We start from the raw sequence: 24,001 nt of genomic DNA, 5'->3' as shown, positions 1-24,001 counted from the left end.
AAGGTGTAATAAGCAACTTTCTCGAAAGGTCTGATTTCAGGCGAAACGTCAATAAGATTAGTTAAGGGCAGACTAAACGGAAATTGTTTCCGGGCAAATCCACTTAGCATTTTGGAGGAACACGTTTTAAACCTATATAACATTCACGAAGGAGGCAAGCATTGGGGTATTTACCCTCTGAGAATAAAAAAACCTTCTGTGAAAGCAGAAGGTTTTGTGTTCTAATTACAGAGGCTCTCAGTTACTCCTTGATCTGTGCCACACCAGACTTCCTGATATTGTTCATCTTCATATCCTCAAGCACGTTCACTGCTTCTTCCATATAAACATCACTGCTCAGGTTCTCGTGCCATCTTTGTCTCTTTTCAGCTAAAACCGTATCGGTGGTGAAAAGATCTTTCTCGTAAGGAAGAGATTCATAGGTCAGATTAGATTGGTACTCAGAGATCTTGTTGAAACGTTTTGCCTGCTGCTCGTTGCTCTCCATTTCAGTTCTATACTCTTCAAAGCTCAACGGGATAGATTTGTCATTTCTCTGGTCCCTGATCCATTCAGCGTTCTCCTCGATCAATCTCAGGTGTTCGTTCTGGGCCATTCTCTTCTTACTGTTGGATACTGTCTCTTCAAAATCAATATAACCGTCCCACACCTGGAAATTGGCTGCTTCGATCTGATCCCACGGAAGCGGGTTCTCCTGATCTTTCTCTCCTATGTCTATATAACTGTATCTATCCGGAACCACCACATCACTTTTCACTCCTTCAAGCTGGGTAGAACCACCGTTCACCCTGTAGAATTTCTGAGTGGTGATCTTAAGGGCTCCAAGATCTCCAAAATCGCTGTTTCTTACCCAACGGTTAAGATCCAATACATTCTGAACGGTTCCTTTTCCGTAAGTTTGCTTGCTTCCTATGATAATAGCTCTTTTATAATCCTGCATGGCAGCGGCAAGTATTTCTGAAGCCGATGCTGAAAGTTCATTTACAAGGATCACAAGGGGACCATCCCACAATACCGAAGGATCTGTATCCTTCAGCACTTCCTGACCTTCAAGCTTCGACTTTACCTGTACGATGGGCCCTTCCTTGATGAAAAGTCCGGCGATATCCACAACTGTTTTAAGCGATCCACCTCCGTTGTTTCTCAGGTCGATCACAAGACCTTCCATGCCTTGCTCTTTTAATCTAATGATCTCTTTTTTCACATCGCTCGCAGCATTTCTTTCCGAATAGTTCTCCATGTCAAAATAGAACTTCGGAAGGTTGATCACCCCATACAGTCGGTCGTTCTTTTCTACTATTGAGGTCTTTGCATAGGTTTCTTCTATCTCAACCACATCACGAACGATCTCTACATCTTCAATGGTACCGTCAACCTTTCTAAGGGTAAGGGTAACTTTTGTTCCTTTTGGGCCCTTGATAAGGCTCACCGCGTCATCGAGTCTCATTCCAACTACGCTTACAGGCTCTTTTTCATCTTCCTGCTTCACTTTAAGGATCTCATCTCCAACTTCAACTTCTTCACCTCTCCAGGCAGGCCCACCTGAAATGATCTCTACGATCTTCACGTTATCATTCTTCTTCTGAAGACGCGCCCCGATACCTTCCAGTTTTCCGCTCATCGCCATATCGAAACGGTCTTTGTCCTGAGGTGCGAAATAATAGGTATGCGGATCAAATTCCTCAACTATAGCATTGACGTAGAACGAAAACCAGTCTTTGCGTTCAAGATCATCGTTAAAGTCAAAATATTCTTCTAATGATGAAAGGGTAAGTTCACGTGCTTCAGCTTCCAGCTCCTTATCGCTTTTTACCTCATAATCTGGATCATTTTCCAGTTCTCTTTTTTGTTCTTTTTTCTTGTCGTAGAAATTAGCGATAGCAGAGAATTTGAGCTGTTTTCTCCAGCGCTCTTTCATCTCTTCCTTGCTGTTCACATATTCCTGCTCGTCGTAATCTGTATTAAGAACTTCTTTTTTAGAGTAGTCAAAAGGCTGTGAAAGTACTTCTTTGTAGATCTCTTCAGCTTCCTCCATTCGTTGAACCAATCGGGAGTGAGTAAGATCGAAGAAAGTGATCTCGCTGTTCCTTACCTGATCATCTATCTGGTCCTCGAACTGCTTGAATTCCTTAATATCACTTGCGTAAAAATACCTTTTCAAAGGATCTATGCTTTCCAGATAATCCTTATAAACTTCTCTTGAGAAAGAATCATCCATTTCTTTTGCATCGTAATGACCGTTTTCAAGCACATAGGCGATAAGTTCTATTAAAGTCTTGTCCTTGTTGGGATCATTGAATGTCTTGGTCGTAAAACTGCAGGAAGCTGCTGCAAAGAGCAGTACCAGCACCAGTAATTTATAGTTCCTTCTCATTATGCTACGTATTTTCATCATTAGTATTCCCCTTAATACATTAAAAACTATGCCAACCTTGCATAGGCGCTGCATATTTGTTAAACTACGAATATAACGTTTTCCTCAGGAATTTGCTTTAATTTAGCAGCCATAAAATTTTCACAAATGTCACAGGAAAAGCCGCTGATCTTGGTCACCAATGATGATGGCATAACGGCTCCGGGAATACGAGCCCTTATAGAAGTAATGAAACAACTGGGAGACGTGATCGTCGTGGCCCCAGACAGCCCACAAAGCGGAATGGGACACGCCATAACCATTAGTGATACCTTATTCTGTGACCAGGTTACGGTAAAGGAGACATTCAAACATAAAGAGTTCAGCTGTTCGGGAACCCCGGCAGACTGCGTTAAAATAGCCACGCAGGAGATCCTGCACCGCAAACCCGATCTTTGTGTTAGCGGCATCAACCACGGTTCGAACTCCTCGATAAACGTGATCTATTCCGGCACCATGAGCGCGGCGGTAGAAGCCGGTATTGAAGGTATCCCGGCTATAGGATTTTCCCTGCTGGATTATTCCTTGAATGCCGATTTTGAACCTTCGAAAAAGTTTGTGAAAAGGATCACCAAAAATGTTCTGAAGAATGGCCTTCCAAAAGGGGTGGTTCTAAACGTGAACCTTCCGAAGTTGCCAGAATCAGAGATCAAGGGTATAAAGGTTTGCCGGCAGGCCAACGCCCGGTGGGAAGAGGAGTTCGATAAGCGTACTAATCCGCAGGGAAGGGATTACTACTGGTTGTCCGGCAGGTTCGTAAATGAAGATGAAGGTGAAGACAGCGACGAATACGCTTTGGCCCAGGGTTATGTTTCTGTGGTTCCGGTGCAGTTCGATCTTACCGCACATCACTTTCTGAGCGATCTAAACAACTGGGACCTGAATGATTAAAAAAGAGATCTCCATAGGCTTTTTAACGGGATTGTTCGCCAATATCATTGGAATGCTCATCTACATCCTTATATTTTCTGAAGTTTCGGTTAGCCAGACCATTACAAAGTCTATTGAGGGGGATTTCATGGGCACGCTCATCACAGCAGGCGCCATTCTGAATTTCCTTCCTTTCTTCGTTTTTCTGAAAAAGGAACAGCACTATCGTGCCCGGGGAGTTTTAATGGCCAGCATCATGGCAGCCCTGGTAATCGCCATATTAAAGCTCGTTTAGCATGAAATATTACATCATAGCAGGAGAAGCTTCGGGAGATCTACACGCGGCCAATCTTATGAAGGCTCTGAAAAAGGTGGATCCTAAAGCCGATTTCCGGTTTTGGGGAGGCGATCTAATGGCTACGGAAGGCGGCACTCCTGTAAAGCACTATCGCGATCTCGCATTCATGGGCTTTGCCGAGGTGATCATGAACCTGAGGACCATCCTCGGAAACATTTCGTTTTGTAAGGAGGATATTAAAAAATTCGATCCCGATGTGATCATTTTTGTGGATTATCCGGGCTTCAACCTGCGAATTGCCAAATGGGCCAGAAAGGAAGGCTACAAAACCCATTTTTACATCTCTCCGCAGATCTGGGCCTGGAAAGAGAACCGCATCAAGGACATCCAGCGCGACATCGATGAAATGTACGTCATCCTTCCTTTTGAAAAAGATTTTTACGAGGAAAAGCATAGCTATGATGTGCATTTTGTGGGCCATCCACTCATCGATGCTATTGCACATCGGCCGCCGGTGAACGTGGAAAAGTTCAAAGCAGAAAACGGTCTGGATGAAAGGCCGGTGATCGCTCTTTTGCCCGGAAGCCGAAAACAGGAGATCGTAAAAATGCTGGAAACCATGCTGAGCGTGACCGATGATTTTAAGGAATATCAATTCGTCATTGCAGGGGCTCCCAGCCAGGAACCGGAGTTCTATCAGCAATTTATCAAAAAGAAGAACGTTCACCTTGTGATGAACAAGACATATGACGTTTTAGGCGTGGCTACGGCAGCTTTGGTCACTTCGGGAACAGCGACCCTAGAAACCGCTCTTTTTAAGGTTCCCGAAGTGGTATGCTACAAAGGGAATTTCATCTCTTACCAGATCGCCAAACGCGTTATTAACCTCGATTACATTTCGCTGGTGAACCTTATTATGGACCGGGAAGTGGTGAAGGAACTTATCCAGTCTGAATTTAATAAGAAGAACCTCAAAAAAGAGCTGCAAAAGATCCTTTCAGAAGCACATCGCGAAAAGATGTTTGCAGATTACTATGAACTGGAGCAGAAATTGGGCGGTACCGGTGCCAGTGAAAAGACCGCGGAACTCATTTTTAAAAAGATCACCGACTAATGCGATTTTTTAAACTGCTCATATTTTTCATTCCCCTGCTGCTTGCCTCCTGCGGCTCTCAAAAAGGCTTAAAGCAGACAACTTCTTACCAGGATAGAATTCCTTCAGAAGTAAATTCAGAAGAAAGTATTTCCGAAAAGACAGAAGCAGAACCAATTTATGAAGCAGAGCCAGAAATACCTGTTTCAGAAGATAACTTTGCTGCGAGGATCACACAATACGCCCGTGAATACCTGGGCACCGGATATAAATATGGCGGTACCACCACAGCGGGTATGGATTGTTCGGGCCTGGTGATGACCGCATTCTCTTCCGAAGACATTGCACTGCCGCGTACTTCCCGGGATATGGCCTCTATGGGGCAGAAACTTGACCTGCAGGAAGTGCTTATCGGCGACCTTCTTTTCTTCCAGACCAATAGCAGAAAAAAGGTGATCAACCATGTTGGGCTGGTCGTGGATATTGCAGAAGATGCCATTCTTTTCATTCATTCCACCACTTCGCGCGGCGTGATCATTTCTTCGCTTACCGAAAAATACTGGCAGGATAACTTTGTGATGGCCAGGCGCATTCAATAAATCATTATCTTGGGATACCCTCCCTGGATAATGAAATCTCTTAACACTCCAATCATCAAATTTACGCTCGTAATGCTTTCGGGCGTCATAGCCGGGTTTTACATAAAACCTCCGGCAGATCTTGCCTTTGTCTTTTTGGGAATTGCTTTGCTCCTATTCCTCATTTTCTACTATAGGGCAAAAAAACAGCTTTTTGAAGATCATTTCTTCGGAATGGTTGTATGGATCATGTTCTTTGTGCTGGGCCTGTTCACGGCCACTATCCACCTTCCGCAGAACCAAACAGGGCATTATTTAAACCAGATCTCTGCGGAAGGAGTTTCGGAAAAAGCCGTTTTGCAGGTAAGGATCAGGGAGGTGCTGAAACCAGATCTTTTCAATGATAAGTTCATTGCCGAAGTCGAGCTCGCAAATAGTAAACCTTCACACGGAAAGATCCTTGTGCTTAACCCAAAAGATTCAGGTGAAGCTGAATTTTCTGTTGGGGATCGGATGATCATTGCTTCGGAATTGAGAAAAATTCCTTCTCCGCTTAACCCGCATCAGTTCGATTACAGCAGGTTCATGGGTATTCGGGGAATTGAGAGACAGCTGAGCCTTCAAAATGCCAGTTTCAGACGGTTAAATCCTCAAAAAGGACTACTTTCTGAAGCCGATCGTATGCGACAGAACATCAGCAGGGATCTTCAAGCAAACGGATTTAAAAAAGAAGAACTGTCCATTATACAGGCTTTGCTCCTGGGCCAGAAACAGGATATCTCTGCCGAAACCTATAACAATTATGCGGCGGCCGGGGCCATTCATATCCTGGCAGTTTCGGGACTGCATGTGGGAATATTACTTCTTATCCTCAACCGGATATTCTCCCCTTTTGACCGGTCTAAAAAAGGAAAAGTAGTGAAGGCTTTTTTGATCATACTCCTTTTATGGGTTTTTGCCGTTTTAGCAGGACTCTCACCATCTGTAGTGAGGGCAGTGACCATGTTCAGCTTTTTAAGCATTGGCATGCAGCTGAAAAGGCGTAGCAGCAGCGTTAATTCCCTCTTTCTCTCCCTGATGCTTCTTGTACTGATTCACCCGCAATGGATCTATGAAGTGGGATTTCAGCTAAGCTATGCCGCGGTACTTTCGATCCTGCTGATCCAACCGCTACTTTACAGCCTATGGAATCCGCAAAACCGCCTCCTGAAATACCTCTGGCAACTACTTTCCACTACCATAGCAGCACAGGCAGGAGTTTTGCCGCTCAGTCTGTTCTACTTTCATCAATTCCCCGGACTGTTCTTCCTTTCTAACTTGCTCATTCTGCCATTCCTGGGGCTCATTTTAGGAACCGGGATCCTGGTGATCATTCTGGCAAGCCTGAACCTGCTGCCGGAGCTGCTGACAAGTATTTTCAGCGGTGTCATTCGGTTGCTCAATTCTTTTGTAGCCGAGATCGCGAAGCAGGAAAAATTCCTTTTTTCAGATATTCCTTTCAGCTTCAGCCAGGTCTGGATCTTCTACTTGCTGTTGCTACTCCTCATACTACTTGCCTATTCCTTCACCTTCCGGAAGCTGGTGGTAGTTCTAATTACAATAATCCTCGTACAGCTGGTTTTTCTTTCAGAACCTTCCAAGGCAGATGAGAAACTGCTGGTCTTCCACAGATCCGGAAAAACGATAATCGGGCAACAATTTCAGCAAAAGCTGAAGCTCTATAATAATTCAGAAGAAATACGGCAGCTGCCCCTGATCAAGAATTACAAGGTGGGCGCAGAGATCGAGGAAACCGAAATTCTCCCTTCAAGAAATATCTTCAGCATCAAAGATGATTACCTCCTGGTCATTGACAGCACGGGAATTTTTCCGCCTAAAGCAAATCCCCGTTACCTCCTGCTCTCGGGTTCCCCAAAAATAAACCTGGAAAGGGTGATCGATGAACTAAACCCGGAATGGATCGTGGCAGACGGGAACAATTACAGGTTCCTCATCGACAAGTGGCGTCAAACGGCCGAAAAAAAAGAAATCCCTTTCCACCATACGGGCGAAAAGGGAGCTTTTAAGATAGAATAATTCGTTTCTAATTAGCTGCCTTAAATTCGTTCTCAAAGTCTTCTGAGTAAGCTTTAAAAGCTTCGGGTGTGGTTATTTTTTTGTAATCTTCCTTCAGGAACAGCTTCAGGAACAATTCGAGCTGATGCGGGGTTCTATAACCGGGAATGGGACCGATCAAATTACCCTGCTCATCAAAGAAAACCAGGCTGGGATACGCGCTGATCTTCATGGCTCTCGCAAATTCATGCTGACTGTTCCTTCCGCGGCGGTTGGGATCGTAATCGGGATTGCTGAAAATTTGGTCCTGGTATTGGATCTGCTCCGTACCCTCTGCATTGAACTTCACCGGGTAATAATGTTTGTTGATATAGGCAGCAACGTCTTTATTCGAAAAAGTGTTCTTGTCAAGCATTTTACAGGGGCCGCACCAATCGGTATAGGCATCCATAAAGATTTTTTTAGGTTTCTTTTCCTGGGCTTCAAGCGCCTCGTTCATCGTCATCCATTTGATCTCCTGTGCCTGCAGTCCGGTTCCAAGCAATACCAGAAGAAAAATATTCAAAGTTATTTTTTTCATACGGCTTCTTTTTCAATAACTATTCCGAATATAAATAAAATGCGCCCCTCAAAAGGAAGGGCGCATCATAAATATTTTTAAAGGTCCTATTTAATTCCGTGCATCAAACGCTTCAGCAACGGATTGAGAAGGGCCACAAGGACACCTGCACCAATAGGAACTACGGTAAAGATAAGGAAGAATGTGGAAAGATCATATTTTTCTGAGATCTCTGTGATCATTCCTCCAAATGATCCCGCCAGTTTGTTTCCTATTGCGATGGCCAAATACCACATCCCGAACATGAACGCGATCATACGCGCCGGCACGAGTTTACTCACATAAGAAAGCCCCAGTGGCGACAGGCACAATTCTCCCAGGGTATGGAAGAGGTATGCCAGAATAAGCCAGATCATGCTCACTTTTGCCCCTTCGGCCAGGCCGCTGGAACCAAAAGCCAGCAATCCGAACCCAAAACCTAAAAGGATAAGTCCGAAGCTATACTTCCAGGCTGCGGACGGATTGTATTTGCTTTCCCACCACTTAGAGAAGAAGGATGCAAAGACGATTATGAAGAACGAGTTCAAAATACTGAACCACGACACTGTGATCTCGGTAACATCTGCGGAAAATTCCCGGTAAAGCATCCAAAGCACGATTCCCCATATTCCGGAAAAACAGAGACCAAGAACGATGTTAGACCCCGGGATCTTCGAAAAAGTCCTCCTCCAGAGCAGGTACAGCACCCAGGTAATGATCATTAACGGCACTACAGTAAGTAAAGCGTTTACCGTATTGAAGACTGTTGCGCCGGTCCCAATAAGCTCTCTGTCTACCGAATCACGGGCAAAAACAATTAGGGAAGAAGCTCCCTGTTCAAAGGACATCCAGAAGAAAACGGTGAAAAATGCAAAAATGACTACCGCAATAAGTCGGTCTCGCACCACTTTTGCATATCTCCGCAATCTTGAAATAACCAGGATGAGGAACAAAACCAAACCTATTATTGCCATTCCCAAGGGACCAGAAAAAGGCTCTCCTTTAAAGTCGAAAGGCATAACAACGGGTAGCAGGTTAAGATCAGCAATTCTTGAAAGCGGGTCATTGATAAGATATAGAAATCCAATAGTAGAAGCTGCAACCACCAAAATTTTATCCATTAAAGTGAACGGATTGTGCTTGTGGTCTTTTACTCCTGTTCTTTCTTCTTGCTCGATCTCATGCACTTCTTTGGCTTTATCAGGCACTCCTCCGATCTTTCCGAAGAGCGGTTTAGCCAGCCAGAATTGAAGAGTCCCTAAAAGCATGAAGATCCCTGCCAGACCAAAGCCCCAGCTCCAACCTATCTTTTCTGCAAGGTAACCGCAAAGCATCATTCCAAAGAACGCACCGGCATTCACCCCCATATAAAAAATGGTGTAAGCACCATCTTTCTTGTCGGGTTTGCCCTCGTACATTTCAGAAATGATCGAGGTAATGCTCGGTTTAAAGAATCCGGTACCAATTACCAGCAATCCTAAACCAAAATAAAGGGAAAATTCAGTTTCTACGGCCATGGAAGCATGCCCCAAAGTCATAATGATGGAACCTATGATCACCGCCCACCTGTACCCGGTGAACTTATCGGCTACCAGCCCACCAAGAATTGGCGTCAGGTATAAAAGGCCGGCATAAGTTCCGAAGAGCGCTCCGGCGTTTTCCATGGACCAGCCCCAGCCGGGGTTGTCTACCCCGACTATGGCCATGGTCAAAAAATTCACTAAAAGCACTCTCATTCCGTAGAACGAGAAGCGCTCCCACATTTCAGTAAAGAAAAGAACAAAAAGGCCGGCAGGATGACCTAAGACATTGGATTTAAAAAAATCGTTATCTGCCGTAGAAACTGCTGCTGCCATTATTTTTTACGCTTATATTCTTCTTTATCTACGATATCTTCATTTCCCAGTTCAAAATTCTCCTGCTCCGGAAGCTCTCTTTCTTCATCTTCCACTCCATGAGTAAGACGTTTAAGAGGTTTAAGCATCAGCAATACGATAGTCGCGAAAGCAACTGTGAAAATGGTGATCCCAAGAAAGATGGTTTGGTCTCCCGCTTCTGAAGATAATTCTCCTACAATACCGGCAACCTTATTTCCAAGACCGGTCGCCGCAAAGTAAACCCCCATCATAAGTGAGGCATACTTTACCGGAGCCAACTTGGTAATGAATGAAAGTGCAACCGGCGAAGAACTTAATTCCCCTATAGTGTGGAATAAATAGGCTAATACCAACCAATACATAGCAGAAGCACCATTTGACTGGAACTGCATAGAAGCGAATACCATAAAAACAAAACCAAGACCCATGATAATCACCCCTATCGCCATTTTAAAAATAGAAGAAGCTTCTTTGTTCTTCAGTTTTCTCTTTGCCCAGAAGTTCGCTACGATCACCCCAAAGATGATGATGAACATTGCATTAAGTGACTGGAACCAGGAAGCAGGAACTTCATTTCCGATAAGCGGAAGGCTAAACGGCAAAGATCTGTTGGTTTTCTCAAGAGCGTAGATATTCATGAGTCCTCCTGCCTGTTCAAAAGCTCCCCAGAACACGATCACAAGTATGAATGAAAGCAGCATTACTACATATCTGTCTTTCATTACCTGGCTGGTAAGGTCTTTATAAACCATCAGCATCATTGCAGTTACCAGGGTTAGGAAAATGAACAGGAATCCGTAAGCGATATCCTGCATTACTAGCCAGTAAATGGAAAATGCCATTAATACACCGGTTATTGCTAACTGGAGAGGAGATTTGAAAAGGTCTTTGAACATTCCTCCAAAAGAGGCTCCCTGGTCGCGTTCTTCCTTTGAAAGGAGGTTACCCACGTTACGCAGATATTTTTGACCCCACAGGTAAACTAAAAGTCCGAGCGCCATGGCTATACCTGCAAGCCCGAAGCCCCAGTGCCATCCAATGTTCTCTCCCACATAACCTACGATCAAACTGGAAAGGAAAGCTCCCAGGTTGATCCCTATGTAAAAAATAGTAAATCCTTTATCTCTTCTAATGTCTCCTTCTTTGTAAAGGCCACCAACCATGGTAGAGATGTTTGGCTTCAGCATCCCCACACCTGCGATAATAAGCGCAAGACCGCTGTAAAAAGCCCACATTTCTTCAACGGCCAAAATGCCGTGTCCTGCCACGAGGACGATCCCCCCTACCAGCACGGTTTTCTTTTGACCTAATAATTTATCGGCTATGATCCCTCCCGGAATGGAGGCTACGTACACCAACATGGTGTACCACCCGTAAAGCGCCAGGGCTTCGGCGTTGGTCCACCCCAGACCTGCGTTTCCTCCCTGGGTGGCGCTTACCAGGTATAGAACCAGGATCGCGCGCATTCCGTAGTAAGAGAAACGTTCCCACATTTCGGTGAAGAACAGTACGTATAAACCTACCGGATGTCCAAATAATTCTTTTTTAGTTGCTGGTGTTGCAGTAGTTGCCATTTATAGGGAATATTAGTTGTTAGAATTTGCTTTTAAATGATCTTCAATGAAATCGGTCATAAGAGTGTAAAGATGCAGGCGGGTATTGCCACCATAGATCCCGTGGTTCTTATCTGGATAAATGGCCCAGTCGAACTGCTTGTTCGCCTGCACCAATGCCTCTATCATTCTCATTGAGTTTTGTACATGTACATTGTCATCACCCGTACCATGAACAAGAAGATAATCTCCTTTAAGTTTTTCAACATGGTTTATTGGAGAGTTCTCATCATATCCCGAAGGATTTTCCTGAGGGGTGGTCATGTATCTTTCGGTGTAGATAGAATCATAGAACCTCCAGCTGGTAACGGGAGCAACCGCGATGGCCATTGAAAAGGTATCATTACCCTGCAAAAGGGCATTTGAAGACATGAAACCTCCGTAGCTCCATCCCCAGATCCCAATATTTTCAGCATCTATGTATTCACGCTGCCCCAGTTTCTGGGCTACAGCTATAACGTCTTCCACTTCATATTTTCCAAGTTCTTTTTGGGTCACCTTTTTAAAATCGGCGCCCTTGAATCCTGTTCCACGAGGATCTACGGCCACGATGATGTATCCTTTGTTGGCAAGCAACTGGTACCAGTAGTCGTTCGTTCCGTAGAAGGTATTTGACACTGTCTGCGATCCCGGACCGGAATACTGCGCCATGAAAAGCGGATATTCTTTAGTCTCATCGAAATCAGACGGTTTGATCATCCACATGTTCAACTCTGCTCCATTGACCTCAATGGTAGAGAACTCTTTTGGTGAAAAATCGTATTCCGCGATCTGCTTTAGAAGAGCTTTATTGTCTTTGATATTTCTAACCAGCTTTCCGTTCTTAGCCAGGTGCAAAGTGAACTCGTAAGGAGTGGTCGCACTGGTGTAGCTGTTAATGAAATAGGTATAATCTGCACTGAAGTCGGCGCTGTTCTGCCCGATCTTCTCGGTTAATTGTTTTTTGTTCTTCCCGTTAGTATTGATTGAGAAGACATCACGGTTGATGCTTCCGTTCTCGGTACTTTGGAAGAAGATCTTTTTGCTTTTTGGATCGAATCCGTAGTAGCTGGTCACCTCCCATGGCCCTTCGGTCACCTGGTTCAACAGCTTTCCGTTTTTGTCGTAAAGATAAATGTGGTTGTATCCGTCTTTTTCACTGGTCCAAACAAAGCTGTTGTCCTCAAGAAAGGTCAAGTTATCGGTCACGTCTACGTAAGCTTCATCTGTTTCGTTAAGAATCACCCTGGCTTCATTGTTCTGCGCGTTCACAAAAATAAGGTCAAGCACGTTTTGGTGGCGGTTCAAAACCTGTACGCTTAGAACCGAAGGGTCATTGGTCCATTTTATTCTGGGAATATAAAAATCTGAATAATCACCCAACTCCACATCAGAGATCTCATTTTTGGCCACATCATACATATAAAGGGAAACTATTGAGTTCTTCTCCCCTGCCTTTGGATACTTAAAAGTTGATTTTGAAGGATACAGGTCCTGCCCGTAGATATCCATTGAAAATTCAGGAACTTCGGTTTCATCAAACTTCAAAAATGCGATCTTCTCTCCGGTCTTGCTCCACTGGTATGCCTGTACAAAAGAGAATTCCTCTTCATAAACCCAGTCTGTGATCCCATTGATGATCTTGTTCTTCTCCCCGTCATTAGTTACCTGCACTACTTCTTCTGAAGAAAGCTCTTTTATAAAGATGTTGTTGTCTTTTACGTACGCGACCTTTTCCCCGTTTGGAGAAAGAGTTGGTTCCTGGATCTTTTCTTCGGAAATTTTCTGAAGTTCCTCGTTTTTCACATCGTACACGTAATAGATTCCGCGGGTACTGCGACGATAGATCGATTCAACTTCGGTAGCCAGGATGATCTTGGACTCATTTCCGCTGAACTCAAAATCCTGAAAATATTGAATTCCCTCAAGATCGGCGCTGCTTAAAAATGTTCTTGTCTTTTCTCCCGATTTATAAGAATAGACGTCTATGGAAGAGGTTCTGTTCTGGCGGTCATAGTTGAGCACCACGTACTCTTTGCCGTTATTGAGCGACTGAAGGGATTCCAGGCGTTCCTGCCTAAAAGTGCCGTTCCAGATTTCCTCAAGTGTGATTTCTTTTTGTTGTGCAGAGACTAACGAGCTAAACGTTAGAAAGAAGGACAGTAGTCCGAAAACATATTTCATTCTGAAGCTAAATAAAATTTGATTGCCAAGTTTAATAAAAATTCGGCTAAAAAACAGGCTTTTCATTGTTAAATCATAACAAGATGTTAAAGAAAATGTCGGTGAAAGTCCCTCGGAACAAGCGGGAATTTTATCACTTTAAAAACCAGACAGATAGAAGCGGCTCCAAAATATGCCAGTAATTACAGTAGTTGTATCTTTGGCAATCAAATTTAAAATGATGATCGACCCTATTTCCGGATTTTCCAAACTCACCAAAGAAGAGAAGATCGACTGGCTGAGCTCCACCTACTTGAAGGATTCACAGAATGCCCCGCAGATCCTGAAACAATACTGGAACCCTGATTCCAGCCTGCAGCAACTGCACGAGGAATTCACAGAAAACACGCTTTCCAATTATTACCTGCCGTTTGGGATAGCGCCCAACTTCATGATCAATGGTTTTAGGTATGCCATTCCAATGGCCATAGAAGAAAGCTCTGTGATCGCGGCTGCCAGTAAGGCGGCGAAATTCTGGGGAAAACGCGGCGGCTTTAAGGCTGAAGTACTGGGAACCCAGAAGATCGGGCAGGTGCACTTTATCTATTCGGGAGAAAAAGAGAAACTTGTAAACTTTTTCAGAAAAGTTAAGCCTGAACTTCTGGAGGCCGTTGAACCCCTGGTTCGAAACATGAAAAAGCGCGGCGGCGGAGTGACGGGAATAGAGCTCAGGGACAAAAATGAAGCTTTAGGAGGATATTTTCAGCTACATTGCACCTTCGAGACCAAGGATTCCATGGGCGCCAACTTCATCAACTCGTGCCTGGAAAGATTTGCGGAATCCTTCAAAACGGCAGCCGAAAAACATGAAGCTTTCAGCGCTACCGAAAAGGACATCGAGATCGTGATGAGCATCCTGTCAAACTATGTACCCGACTGTCTTGTGAGAGCGGAGGTCTCCTGCCCGGTAGAAGACCTGGCCGATCACGGACTCACCGGAGAAGCTTTTGCAGGCAAATTCGTGAGGGCCTTAAAAATCGCCGAGACAGAGCCTTTTAGAGCAGTGACTCACAACAAGGGGATCATGAACGGAATAGACGCCGTAGTTCTCGCTACCGGCAATGATTTTAGAGCAGTTGAAGCCGGCATTCATGCCTACGCAGCCAAAGACGGAAAGTATACTAGCCTTACCCATGCCGATGTTCGAAACGGTCAATTCAGGTTCTGGATGGAAATTCCGCTGGCGCTGGGAACGGTTGGCGGACTTACGGGACTTCACCCTCTTTCAAAGATCGCCCTCGAGATCCTTCAAAAACCTTCAGCCGAAGACCTGATGAAAATAGTAGCCGTAGCCGGGCTTGCCCAAAACTTTGCGGCCGTAAAATCGCTTATCACCACCGGAATTCAGCAGGGGCACATGAAGATGCACCTTATGAACATCCTTAATCAGCTACAGGCAACGCCTGAAGAAAAAGAGGCGATGGTAGAACATTTCAAGAAACACAATGTTTCCCACAGTGCGGTGGAGGAAGCTCTTGAAAATCTAAGAAGCTAATGCAGAAATTCTATAGTCACGGCAAACTTTTGATCACGGGAGAATACGTGGTACTGGACGGGGCTACGGCCCTTGCCCTGCCAACCAGGTTCGGCCAAAGCATAGAGGTCAAAAAAGCCGAAAATGGATTTATTCAATGGACCAGTTATGACCACGAGGAGAATATCTGGTTCGAGGCTGAAATAGCCCTTGATGAGATCACCCGGCACACTGTAGAGCAAAAAGAGGAAGATAAGTTCAGAAAACGATTGGTTTTCATCCTGAGGGAAGCGCATCAAGCGAACCCAAAGCTGCTCCAAAAGGATAAAGGGTTCCAGGTGACCACTTTTACTGAATTTCCCCTCGACTGGGGACTGGGCACCTCTTCCACTCTTATAGCAAATATCGCAAATTGGTTCTCAATAGATCCCTTTGAGCTGCAGGAAAAAACCTTTGGCGGTAGCGGATATGACATTGCTGTAGCCATCGAAGATTCCGCAGTAACTTATGAGCTTACAAAGAGCGGAAGAAGCATCCTCACCACTTCTTTCCACCCCGATTTCAGCGACAGCATCTTCTTTGTCCACCTAAACCGTAAACAGAACAGTCGGGAATCGATCCAACATTACAAAAAGCAAGAAAAGGAGGCTCTTGCCACCGCCTGTGAAAAGATCAGCAGGCTCACCCACCAGGTGATCACCTGCAGCAGCCTTTCAGAATTCAATTTGCTGCTGGAGATACATGAACAGATCATCTCACAACTGATTAACCTTCCGAAAGTCAAAACTTCATTTTTTCCGGATTATTCCGGCGGCATAAAAAGCCTTGGCGGCTGGGGCGGAGATTTTATCCTGGCTACGGGCGGTGAGGCGGAACAGGATTATTTCAGAAAAAAGGGATATGAAACCATTATCCCCTATTCAGAAATGATCCTTTAAATATTAATTTTTCAGAAAACAAAAAGGCCCTTCGATGAAGGGCCTTTTGCTTATTTATAGGTGACGGATCTTAGTAGAATCTCGCCCTGTTATCCTCTATTTCAGCAGATTCTTTAAGCGCTGAGAACACTTCGGTATTAACAGTAGTTCTTCTTGCAGCTGCCTCTCTTGAAGCATAAGGCTGGTAAGAAGCAGGCTCTGGCGCTTCTGTTTTCTTAAGCACCTTCACCACGAAAACTCCCTTTTCACCCGCAAGCGGCTGGCTAACGGCACCTTCTTCCATGGCGAATGCGGCACCAACCACAGTTGGCTCACTACCTACTCCAGGAAGGGTTGGACTGTTACGGTTAACTGCGTTGGCCGTATTCACCTGCACACCTTGACTCTTTGCGATAGACTGCAGATCGTTACCTGAGATCCTGTTCTTGATGATCTCAGCTTTTTTCTGTTTCTGAAGGATAGGGATCACCGTAGAAGATGCAGCCTCAACAGACTTGGTTCCTTTTTTGTTCGCTGCAGTCACCTGCGCAACCACATACCCGTCTCGCACATCAAATCTCTTGATATCACCAACTTCGGTCTCTTCATCAAAAGCCCACTGCACAATATTTCTTTGAGCTCCAATTCCCGGGATGTTCTCATCCAGTTCCTGGATCTCTTTCACAGGTTTCACTTCCTTATTGTTTTCTTTTGCCAATGCAGCAAAGTCACCATCTCTGGCAGCAAGTTCAAACTTGGTCACCTCGGCAAAAAGATTGTTCATTGATTTTTCTGAAGGCTGAATAGCTCTGGAAACAGTGGCCAGTTTCACGGCCTTTTCCTTTTCAGTCTGCTCCTGAACATGGATCACGTGGTATCCGAACTGAGTCTGAACCACTCCAATACTTCCTTCCTCGTTTGTGAAAACGAAATCATTGAAAGCAGGAACCATGGTACCGGGAGTGAACCACCCAAGATCACCCGCCTGGTCTTTGTTGGATCCGTCAGCAGAAAATTCTGAAGCCAGTTCAGCGAATTTATCCTTGTTGTTCTTAACAACAGAAGCGATACTGTCAGCAAGCTCTTTAGCCTGGGCTTTGGTTCTTGATACCCCCTGCCCTACAGGAGAACCCTGGAAGGCAACCAGAATGTGTCTTGCCTTGGCAGAATCAGGGATCTGCTTCACAGCAACAGCCCTTGAGATCTTCCATGCACCGGCATCTTTGTAAGGCCCGTAAGTCTCACCCTCGTTCAGGTTGAAAAGGGCATCTGCATGTTCTTTGGGAAGGTTATTCTTGAACACGAAACGATCGCGGTACTTCACGTCTGAATTCTCATTAACGAAAGTCTCAAGATCTTCAGTTGAACTGAAACCAGCCAAAGTATCGTTCGACTTGGTCACAGAGTTATATTCAACTTTGTCGTTCAGCAGAGCACCAATTTCAGCTTTTACTTCAGCCTCATCTTCAACAGAAGCTACTTCGGTATAGTGTACATAATGGATATCTCTTGACGCTTCGGTCTTAAAACGCTCTGCATTATCCTTGATATATTCTTTTATTTCAGATTTTGAAACCTCCACTTCAGAATCAGGAACCGAAGTGTAAGGGATATTCACGAATTCAAGGTCAACATTGTCATTGGCAAACTTGAAAGCAACTTTTCCTTCAGCAAGGGTAGCGCCTACTCCGGCTCTCACAAGGCTCATATACATTTCTTCAAGGGCAGATTTACCTACAGAAGCTTCATAATCTAACCACTGCTGGTAAGCCTGCGGAGAAGTGGACTTTAGCGTGGCAACATATTCACGAAGTTTGTTCTCGTCAAACATTCCGGCTTCATTAGTGAAGTTAGGGTTACTTCCCATTTCACGACGAAGCAATTCTTTTACCTGGGCTTCCTCAACACGAATCCCCAATTCCTCGAACTGCTGCTCAAGCACTGCCTGACGCACCTTCATATCCCAAACCATGTTCACTGCCTGAGATGTAGAGGCATTAGGCCCCAGGTTGCGCTGATAAGCCTCCACCTGTCTTGCAAACTCTTCCCGCTCAATATCCTCTCCGTTGATGGTCGCGATCACATTTTGTGATTTTTGAGACACGAGACCTCCGTTACGGATAACATCAGCCAATACAAAAGAGAAAAGCGCTAAGGCAATAATCACGATCAAGAAGACCGAACGTTGCCTTATTTTATTTAATACTGCCATTTTTAATTGTGTTTATTCTAAAATACAGGAGGCGAAAATAACCTTTTTAGGAATATTAAAAAACTATAAATCCGCAAAATGTAAGGAAAATTAATCCTGAGGTTTGATCCTTACTTCCACCAACTCGATCTTGGTGTTGGAGACCTCCTTGATATGGAAAGTGAACTGGTCAATTTGCACGATCCCATCTTTTGGAGGGATCTCTTCTGTATGGTTGACAATATAACCACCTAAAGTTTCATAATTTTCCCCAATGGGTATATCCAGCTTAAATTGCTCATTGAGGTAATCTACCTCAAGCCTGGCCGAAAAAAGGAAATGGTCATCCCCCAGTTTTTCTTCTATCAAAACTACCGGATCGTGCTCATCTTCTATCTCTCCAAAAAGCTCTTCCACAATATCTTCCACCGTCATCATGCCGCTCGTACCTCCATACTCATCGATCACCACGGCAATGCTTTTCCTTTTCTTGATAAGGATGTTCAGAACATCCTTTACCAGCATGGTTTCAGGCACAAAGACTACGGGCAGCAAAATAGATTTTATGGTAGGCGGCTTCTTGAAAAGTTCAAAAGAGTGAATATAACCAATGATGTCATCTATGTTTTCCTTGTAGACCAGGATCTTGGAAAGTCCGGTTTCGGTGAAGGTCTGCACCAGGTCTTTGGGTTCTGTAGTGAGATCGACCGCGACGATCTCGGTACGGGGGATCATCACCTCCCGTGACTTCACTTCGGAAAACTCCAGCGCATTCTGAAAGATCTGAATTTCGGTATCGATCTCCTGATCCTCTTCCACCTTCTCCATCTGCTCATTGATGTAGTTCCCCAATTCAACTTTGGTGAATGCCAGTTGCACCTCATCGCCTTCGGTCTTAAAAAACTGCTTCAGCACAAAATCTGAGATCCAGATCACAAAAGAGGAAATCACACTGAAGAGCAGGTAAAAAAGATAAGCCGGCAATGCAAAGAACTTAAGCAGAGTGTTGGCGTAGATCTGGAAAAATACTTTGGGTAAAAATTCCGCAGTCAGCAAGATAACAAGTGTGGAAATCACGGTCTGGGTTAACAGACTAAAATCCTCCACAAGGTATTTCGCCAGGTCATTCTCCAGGTCCATCCCGCCCAGCCATTCCATAAGCAGGTCACCCATGAAAAATCCGTAGATCACCAGGGCGATGTTATTCCCCACCAGCATGGCAGCAATGAACTTGGAAGGTTTCCGGGTAAGCCGGGTAAGCACCTTGGCCAGAAAGTCATTTTGCTTCTTCTCTATCTCGACATGTATCTTGTTCGCCGAAACATAGGCGATCTCCATGCCCGAAAAAAAAGCTGAAAAAATAAGGGAAAAGACAATAATGGTGATGTCAAAGACCATCCCTGTTATTTATTCCTGTTTTGATATTTGTTCCTGAAATGTCTCCTGAAGAAGAACATGAACACAGCTATGAATACGAAGAGAAGGAACAAGTAAGCCTTGTTGCGCTCTGTGTTCCATATGTTCACAGCCTCATACAGGAAAAAGACTGCTGCCGCCAAATAGACGAACTCAAAGAATTTGGAAATTTTCATCATTTTTTCTCTTCTTCTATAATTTGCACGCCCACATTGGACCTGGATCGGAAATTACTGAATTCCTGATTACTATCAAAGCCCTGGCCTTCATTAACGGCTCCGTTCTTGAACCTGATGGTGTTCTGCCTGTCTGTGAAGACCCAGTTATTTTCCTGGTCCCAATAGAGCTGATCGGCCATTAGACGGGTACTGTCACTAGTCACCACCACCACATCACCTTGCAGATCGATCAATCCGGTCTGGTCGTATATGATGCCGTAATTCGCGGTGACGGTATTCTTTTCATCGTTCTCTCCAAAGAACTCTACTTCGAGCCCTTCGGGGAACTCCCGATAAGGAAAGTTCTTATTCGAAAAGTCTCTCATTTTCTCACTTTTAAGCGTAGCCACCACTTTTCCGGAATCCACATATTTTAAGTTGATCCCGGTCCCAATGGCCTGAGGCGCATCTTCGGGCATTTCCATTTCACGTACGCCTTTGAGGTTCCCTTCACATGAAAAAAGCATTGCCACAAAGAGTATTGTGACAATGCTTCCAAAAATGTTCCCGTATGTTAACTTCATATTACAAGTTAGGTACGCGTACGCTTTCGCCTATCCAACATCCAATGTTGATAGTTTTCCCCTGCATATCCTGTTGGAAGATATCAGAACGTTGTGGCGCTCTACCCCTGTAAGCCGCAGCGGTTTCATTGGCAGTGCTGCTGATAGAAGGGTCTACACGTCCTGCTCTTGCAGCATAATCGGCAGCTAACCAGTAAACGGCTCTCTTTTCAAAGGCAGTGTTACCACAGTTGTTAGCGCTTTGGGCGATCATGTTAGCGATCTGCAAATAAGCTCTTCCATAAGAAGGCAATGCCTGAAGGGTTTTTCTGTAGTAGTTTCTCGCCTGTCCAAACTGACCTTTTCTCTTGTATTCGTCAGCAATTCTATAGTAAACCCTCGCTTTATCCTTCGGATTTTTCTCAAGTTCAGCAGACTGGTTGTAATACTCGAGAGCTTTGCTCGCGTTACCTTCAGCATCTGCCAGCTGTCCTAAGTAAAGTGCAGATTTAGCTGATGGTTCTGCCTGGTGTAAAGCTTCCACTAACTTGAAGAACAATGGATCTTCAGTACAATCTTTTCCAGAAAGTCTTCCGGCAGCTCTTTTCAACCATTCAACGTTGCTTTTATTAGCTTCAAAGTCTTTGCTGTAAAGAGGCACAAGATTATCACAATCTGCACGCTGACCTAATTTAGCGTTGATACTACCTCTAACGGTACTGTATGCCTTAAGGTTGATCTCATAAGCGTTCAGCATCTTTTCCTCCTTGGCGGTAAGCTGCTCACCGGCCTCCTGCTTTTCAATTAGTTTGGCAAGACCTTCGGCCATTTTGTTCTCTTCTTCCTCAACCTTGGCGATCACTACGTCATACTGGGAAAATACATCCTGAAGATCTCTTTTTCCGGCATCCTGAAGGTCAACCAATAAAGAAAAGTAAGTATAAAGAGACTTTGCGTTAAGCGCATCTTTATCTTCCTGGTAAGCCTTATCAAAAGCGGCATACTGCTCTTCTGGAGTACCCAGTTTGTAATCGTACATCACCTGCGCGATATCACCATAAACCTCACCAGCCTTGGTTTTCCCAGGGAAATGCTGAAGACGCTCCTCGTACAATTTAATAAGATCCTGTGCGATGGCTTTTTTCTCACCTTCAGGCGCTTTCTCAAGCATGTGCTTTAACACTCTTTCTCCATATTGATAAGTCACAACGCTATAAGTAGGACAATCTTTCCTCAAGGTCTGGATCCGTGGGTATGCTGCATCATAATTCTTGGCTTTTGCATCGCTATAAGCCAAAGATGCCGTTGTAGCACATTCCTGGTTTGCCTGCGCCTGCAGGGCTCCGGCACTCAACAGTACCGCGGAAAGAAATAATATAAGTTTAGTTTTCATAGTGTAAGGTTTATTCCAAATTAGTATTATTCAAATTTTCTTTTCACAAACCACCTATCATTAAGAGAGAGGCTTATTCTGGCAACGAAGAAATCTTCTAAAACGAGTCCTGAATCTTTCGTACCGCGCTGACCATACTCAAATCCAAGGTTAACATTAGACAGCATCCTTCCTGCTGGTAGTCCTACTCCAAAGGTTATGCCAAACTCATTGATATCTTCACCATCCAGGTTCAGCCCGGTTTCATCCATTCTTAGGCCGGCACGATAAACCACCCTGCTAAAGTAGCTGGTAAGCGAAGAGTAGTTAGGAATGAAATATCCTCCAGCTTTATAGCTATTCGACTTGTTATAAGTAGCTCCTTCCAAAGCAAAAGACCTGTTGCTGAAATCACTTGCTTCAGACCCTGTATATTCTACCCCAAAGAACCATTTTCTCGGCTTTCCTATCCCGGTTCCCAGAGTGTAACTAGATGGCAGGGTAAGATCTCCATCAGCTACTTCTACCTGCCTTGTATCTGCAGCGATATCCATTCCTTCGCCAGTAAAAATAATGGTAGCCAGCTCTCGTTCGTTAGCTGAACTCAGGTTTGCTTCTGGAGTATAGTGTCCTCCAAACATGAACTGTAGATCCTCGTTAAGCATTCGCTCATAAGCAAGGCCGATCTTGTAGGTGAATCCGCTAAGATCACTTCTGTTGATCTCACGGCTGCCATACTGGAGACCCTCTCGAATAAAAATGTTTTTATTCTGAAGGTTTCCGAAGTTATAGTTAACATCCACACCCACAGAAATATTCTCATTGATCTCATAACCGGCTGCCAAAAAAACCTTGTTAAGGCCACCTTTTCCGGTGTATCTGCTCGCGGTATTATTAGCCTCATTCCTGTCAAGAATATCGTATCCCACAGAGGTGTATGGGATCAGCCCGAAACCGAAACCGAGTTTTCCGGTAGGAATACCCACCGCCAGGTAATCAAACGAAGTTTTATTCGCTGTACCGCTTTCTTCAGAAGTCATAACCTCGGTAGCCGTATGGCTTGCACCCAAACCATAGGTGGTCAAGGCAAGCTTACCGTATGCTGCGGGATTGCGAAGATTGAGATGTATAGAGTCAGAAAAAATGCTGAGACCACCCATAGACTGGTTTTCTACGGTGCCCTTAAATGTGTTCAGCCCAATGCCATAGAAAGAGTAAGGGGAGGAAGTTCGCTCCTGAGCGGTCGTAATCACTGAAAATAAAATGAATACGATTATTAGAAATCGTTTTGTCATCGACTGATATTAAATTCGAGAATATGATTTAATCCCTCCAACAAGAAATTGGAGTTGGCAAATATGCTATTTTTTAAGTTTATAGACAAGAATTGTGCGTCTCCACCTGTAATAATCGTAACAAGTTCGGGGTATTTTTCCTTATACTCCTCGATCACCCCGTCAATTTCCTTTAAAATGCCCTTAACCACCCCCGACCTAATGGAGGTCAAGGTACTGTCTCCTATAAGTTCGGCTTCCTCCCGCGCTTCCACCAACGGCAGATTAGCGGTGAAGGAATTTAATGCCTTAAACCGCATTTTCAAACCGGGAGAAATGGCTCCTCCCAAATATTGATCCTTCTCATTCTTAAAGTCGTAAGTTATGCAAGTGCCGGCATCGATGACCAGCACACTTTTTCCAGGATACTCTTTAACAGCAGCGGCGACCAGGGCCTTACGGTCAGCCCCCAAAGTTTGAGGCGTGGCATATAGATTTTCAAAAGGTAATCGGGTTCCTGCATCCAGGTTAATAATCGGCATCTTTTTCTGGAGATTTTGCGGTAGGGAGAATTCCGCCTGAGAGACTTTGGAGATGATCACTCCGTCGAGATCTGGATGCCTGGAAAAAATTTTTTCAATTTTTTTTGACAGATCAGGTTTCTCAACCGTAAATCTTTCTATCAATTCATCCTGCTGAAAAACAGCAACTTTTGACAGGGTATTTCCAACATCAATAATTAAATTCATAGCCTACCGCTTAGGAACCCAAAAATACAAAAGCATTTTTTTTAAAATTCCTTTGTGAGATATTAAATTTGAATCTATATTTGCACCCGCTTACCACAACAACGTAAGCATGCTTGAAGCACTGGTGCCTTAGCTCAGTTGGTAGAGCAAAGGACTGAAAATCCTTGTGTCCCTGGTTCGATTCCTGGAGGCACCACCATCAAAAGCAGAAGCCCTCAAATGAAAATTTGGGGGCTTTTTTTATGCCTTTTTCCATGCATTATCTGTACATCATATATAGCCCATCTGCC

The 24,001-nt window shown here is 44.4% G+C and carries 19 protein-coding genes and 1 tRNA gene; 8 read left to right on the top strand and 12 right to left on the bottom strand.

What is annotated here, in order from left to right; all coding sequences use genetic code 11:
• Nucleotides 1-241: 241 nt before the first annotated feature.
• Nucleotides 242-2,374: a carboxy terminal-processing peptidase gene (locus tag BLS64_RS04475; RefSeq protein ID WP_093112341.1), complete on the bottom strand. Its 2,133-nt coding sequence runs from the start codon at nt 2,372-2,374 to the stop codon at nt 242-244.
• 147 nt (nt 2,375-2,521) lie between these two features.
• Here BLS64_RS04475 and surE point away from each other — a divergent pair, with 147 nt between their 5' ends.
• Genes surE through BLS64_RS04450 form a run of 5 tightly spaced genes read left to right on the top strand, consistent with a single transcriptional unit; the run spans nt 2,522 to nt 7,328 of the window.
• On the top strand, nt 2,522-3,304 hold the full coding sequence (surE, locus tag BLS64_RS04470) for a 5'/3'-nucleotidase SurE (RefSeq protein WP_093112119.1): 783 nt from the start codon (nt 2,522-2,524) through the stop codon (nt 3,302-3,304).
• A complete protein-coding gene (locus BLS64_RS04465) occupies nt 3,297-3,578 on the top strand; it encodes a hypothetical protein (protein WP_093112117.1) in 282 nt (93 codons plus the stop codon). Before surE ends, BLS64_RS04465 begins: the two co-directional genes overlap by 8 nt.
• Before the next feature lies 1 nt (nt 3,579).
• A complete protein-coding gene (gene lpxB, locus BLS64_RS04460; RefSeq protein ID WP_093112115.1) occupies nt 3,580-4,695 on the top strand; it encodes a lipid-A-disaccharide synthase in 1,116 nt (371 codons plus the stop codon).
• Nucleotides 4,695-5,273: a C40 family peptidase gene (locus BLS64_RS04455; protein ID WP_093112113.1), complete on the top strand. Its 579-nt coding sequence runs from the start codon at nt 4,695-4,697 to the stop codon at nt 5,271-5,273. The genes lpxB and BLS64_RS04455 overlap by 1 nt, the downstream gene beginning before the upstream one ends.
• A gap of 30 nt (nt 5,274-5,303) precedes the next feature.
• On the top strand, nt 5,304-7,328 hold the full coding sequence (locus BLS64_RS04450) for a ComEC/Rec2 family competence protein (protein WP_093112111.1): 2,025 nt from the start codon (nt 5,304-5,306) through the stop codon (nt 7,326-7,328).
• 7 nt (nt 7,329-7,335) lie between these two features.
• Here the strand turns inward: BLS64_RS04450 and BLS64_RS04445 are convergent, their stop codons facing one another.
• From BLS64_RS04445 to BLS64_RS04430, 4 genes are all read right to left on the bottom strand, one after another.
• Nucleotides 7,336-7,887, bottom strand: a complete 552-nt coding sequence (locus BLS64_RS04445; RefSeq protein ID WP_093112109.1) for a thioredoxin family protein — start codon at nt 7,885-7,887, stop codon at nt 7,336-7,338.
• An 86-nt stretch (nt 7,888-7,973) separates the two neighbouring features.
• Nucleotides 7,974-9,761 (bottom strand): peptide MFS transporter, encoded by a 1,788-nt coding sequence (locus BLS64_RS04440; protein ID WP_093112107.1) that lies wholly within the window; start codon nt 9,759-9,761, stop codon nt 7,974-7,976.
• Nucleotides 9,761-11,356, bottom strand: a complete 1,596-nt coding sequence (locus BLS64_RS04435) for a peptide MFS transporter (RefSeq protein WP_093112105.1) — start codon at nt 11,354-11,356, stop codon at nt 9,761-9,763. The genes BLS64_RS04440 and BLS64_RS04435 overlap by 1 nt, the downstream gene beginning before the upstream one ends.
• 12 nt (nt 11,357-11,368) lie before the next feature.
• Entirely contained in the window at nt 11,369-13,558 is a 2,190-nt protein-coding gene (locus BLS64_RS04430; protein ID WP_093112339.1) for a S9 family peptidase, read from the bottom strand.
• Between the two features lie 220 nt (nt 13,559-13,778).
• On the opposite strand from BLS64_RS04430, the gene BLS64_RS04425 reads away from it, so the two are divergent.
• A complete protein-coding gene (locus BLS64_RS04425; RefSeq protein WP_093112337.1) occupies nt 13,779-15,092 on the top strand; it encodes a hydroxymethylglutaryl-CoA reductase, degradative in 1,314 nt (437 codons plus the stop codon).
• The gene (locus tag BLS64_RS04420; RefSeq protein WP_093112103.1) at nt 15,092-16,009 is read left to right on the top strand and encodes a GYDIA family GHMP kinase; all 918 of its coding nucleotides are present in this window, start codon (nt 15,092-15,094) and stop codon (nt 16,007-16,009) included. The genes BLS64_RS04425 and BLS64_RS04420 overlap by 1 nt, the downstream gene beginning before the upstream one ends.
• 70 nt (nt 16,010-16,079) lie before the next feature.
• Here BLS64_RS04420 and BLS64_RS04415 read toward each other — a convergent pair whose 3' ends face one another.
• The 7 genes from BLS64_RS04415 to BLS64_RS04385 form a co-directional block, all read right to left on the bottom strand.
• The gene (locus BLS64_RS04415; protein WP_093112101.1) at nt 16,080-18,200 is read right to left on the bottom strand and encodes a peptidylprolyl isomerase; all 2,121 of its coding nucleotides are present in this window, start codon (nt 18,198-18,200) and stop codon (nt 16,080-16,082) included.
• A gap of 90 nt (nt 18,201-18,290) precedes the next feature.
• Nucleotides 18,291-19,577, bottom strand: coding sequence for a hemolysin family protein (locus BLS64_RS04410; protein ID WP_093112099.1), 1,287 nt, complete (start codon nt 19,575-19,577; stop codon nt 18,291-18,293).
• Between the two features lie 5 nt (nt 19,578-19,582).
• Nucleotides 19,583-19,774: a hypothetical protein gene (locus BLS64_RS04405; protein ID WP_093112097.1), complete on the bottom strand. Its 192-nt coding sequence runs from the start codon at nt 19,772-19,774 to the stop codon at nt 19,583-19,585.
• Entirely contained in the window at nt 19,771-20,337 is a 567-nt protein-coding gene (gene lptC / locus BLS64_RS04400) for an LPS export ABC transporter periplasmic protein LptC (protein ID WP_093112095.1), read from the bottom strand. Before lptC ends, BLS64_RS04405 begins: the two co-directional genes overlap by 4 nt.
• Nucleotide 20,338: 1 nt before the next feature.
• Nucleotides 20,339-21,709, bottom strand: a complete 1,371-nt coding sequence (locus BLS64_RS04395) for a tetratricopeptide repeat protein (RefSeq protein ID WP_093112093.1) — start codon at nt 21,707-21,709, stop codon at nt 20,339-20,341.
• 26 nt (nt 21,710-21,735) lie between these two features.
• On the bottom strand, nt 21,736-22,983 hold the full coding sequence (locus tag BLS64_RS04390) for a porin family protein (protein ID WP_093112091.1): 1,248 nt from the start codon (nt 22,981-22,983) through the stop codon (nt 21,736-21,738).
• Nucleotides 22,980-23,711: a type III pantothenate kinase gene (locus BLS64_RS04385; RefSeq protein ID WP_093112089.1), complete on the bottom strand. Its 732-nt coding sequence runs from the start codon at nt 23,709-23,711 to the stop codon at nt 22,980-22,982. Before BLS64_RS04385 ends, BLS64_RS04390 begins: the two co-directional genes overlap by 4 nt.
• 123 nt (nt 23,712-23,834) lie before the next feature.
• On the opposite strand from BLS64_RS04385, the gene BLS64_RS04380 reads away from it, so the two are divergent.
• Nucleotides 23,835-23,910, top strand: a tRNA-Phe gene (locus tag BLS64_RS04380).
• Nucleotides 23,911-24,001 lie beyond the last annotated feature (91 nt).

This window comes from Salinimicrobium catena (genome assembly GCF_900102915.1).
Classification (GTDB): domain Bacteria; phylum Bacteroidota; class Bacteroidia; order Flavobacteriales; family Flavobacteriaceae; genus Salinimicrobium; species Salinimicrobium catena.
The sequence above is the reverse complement of the archived record's forward strand: the minus strand, read 5'-3'. Positions and strand labels throughout refer to the sequence as shown.

Excerpts from the sequence above, each read along its gene's own strand:
- BLS64_RS04415 (WP_093112101.1), bottom strand. The coding sequence starts at position 18,200 with ATGGCAGTATTAAATAAAATAAGGCAACGTTCGGTCTTCTTGATCGTG.
- lptC (WP_093112095.1), bottom strand. The coding sequence starts at position 20,337 with ATGAAGTTAACATACGGGAACATTTTTGGAAGCATTGTCACAATACTC.
- BLS64_RS04465 (WP_093112117.1), top strand. The coding sequence starts at position 3,297 with ATGATTAAAAAAGAGATCTCCATAGGCTTTTTAACGGGATTGTTCGCC.
- lpxB (WP_093112115.1), top strand. The coding sequence starts at position 3,580 with ATGAAATATTACATCATAGCAGGAGAAGCTTCGGGAGATCTACACGCG.
- surE (WP_093112119.1), top strand. The coding sequence starts at position 2,522 with ATGTCACAGGAAAAGCCGCTGATCTTGGTCACCAATGATGATGGCATA.
- BLS64_RS04440 (WP_093112107.1), bottom strand. The coding sequence starts at position 9,761 with ATGGCAGCAGCAGTTTCTACGGCAGATAACGATTTTTTTAAATCCAAT.
- BLS64_RS04395 (WP_093112093.1), bottom strand. The coding sequence starts at position 21,709 with ATGAAAACTAAACTTATATTATTTCTTTCCGCGGTACTGTTGAGTGCC.
- BLS64_RS04425 (WP_093112337.1), top strand. The coding sequence starts at position 13,779 with ATGATCGACCCTATTTCCGGATTTTCCAAACTCACCAAAGAAGAGAAG.
- BLS64_RS04385 (WP_093112089.1), bottom strand. The coding sequence starts at position 23,711 with ATGAATTTAATTATTGATGTTGGAAATACCCTGTCAAAAGTTGCTGTT.
- BLS64_RS04450 (WP_093112111.1), top strand. The coding sequence starts at position 5,304 with ATGAAATCTCTTAACACTCCAATCATCAAATTTACGCTCGTAATGCTT.
- BLS64_RS04435 (WP_093112105.1), bottom strand. The coding sequence starts at position 11,356 with ATGGCAACTACTGCAACACCAGCAACTAAAAAAGAATTATTTGGACAT.
- BLS64_RS04390 (WP_093112091.1), bottom strand. The coding sequence starts at position 22,983 with ATGACAAAACGATTTCTAATAATCGTATTCATTTTATTTTCAGTGATT.
- BLS64_RS04445 (WP_093112109.1), bottom strand. The coding sequence starts at position 7,887 with ATGAAAAAAATAACTTTGAATATTTTTCTTCTGGTATTGCTTGGAACC.
- BLS64_RS04455 (WP_093112113.1), top strand. The coding sequence starts at position 4,695 with ATGCGATTTTTTAAACTGCTCATATTTTTCATTCCCCTGCTGCTTGCC.
- BLS64_RS04420 (WP_093112103.1), top strand. The coding sequence starts at position 15,092 with ATGCAGAAATTCTATAGTCACGGCAAACTTTTGATCACGGGAGAATAC.
- BLS64_RS04405 (WP_093112097.1), bottom strand. The coding sequence starts at position 19,774 with ATGATGAAAATTTCCAAATTCTTTGAGTTCGTCTATTTGGCGGCAGCA.
- BLS64_RS04430 (WP_093112339.1), bottom strand. The coding sequence starts at position 13,558 with ATGAAATATGTTTTCGGACTACTGTCCTTCTTTCTAACGTTTAGCTCG.
- BLS64_RS04410 (WP_093112099.1), bottom strand. The coding sequence starts at position 19,577 with ATGGTCTTTGACATCACCATTATTGTCTTTTCCCTTATTTTTTCAGCT.
- BLS64_RS04475 (WP_093112341.1), bottom strand. The coding sequence starts at position 2,374 with ATGAGAAGGAACTATAAATTACTGGTGCTGGTACTGCTCTTTGCAGCA.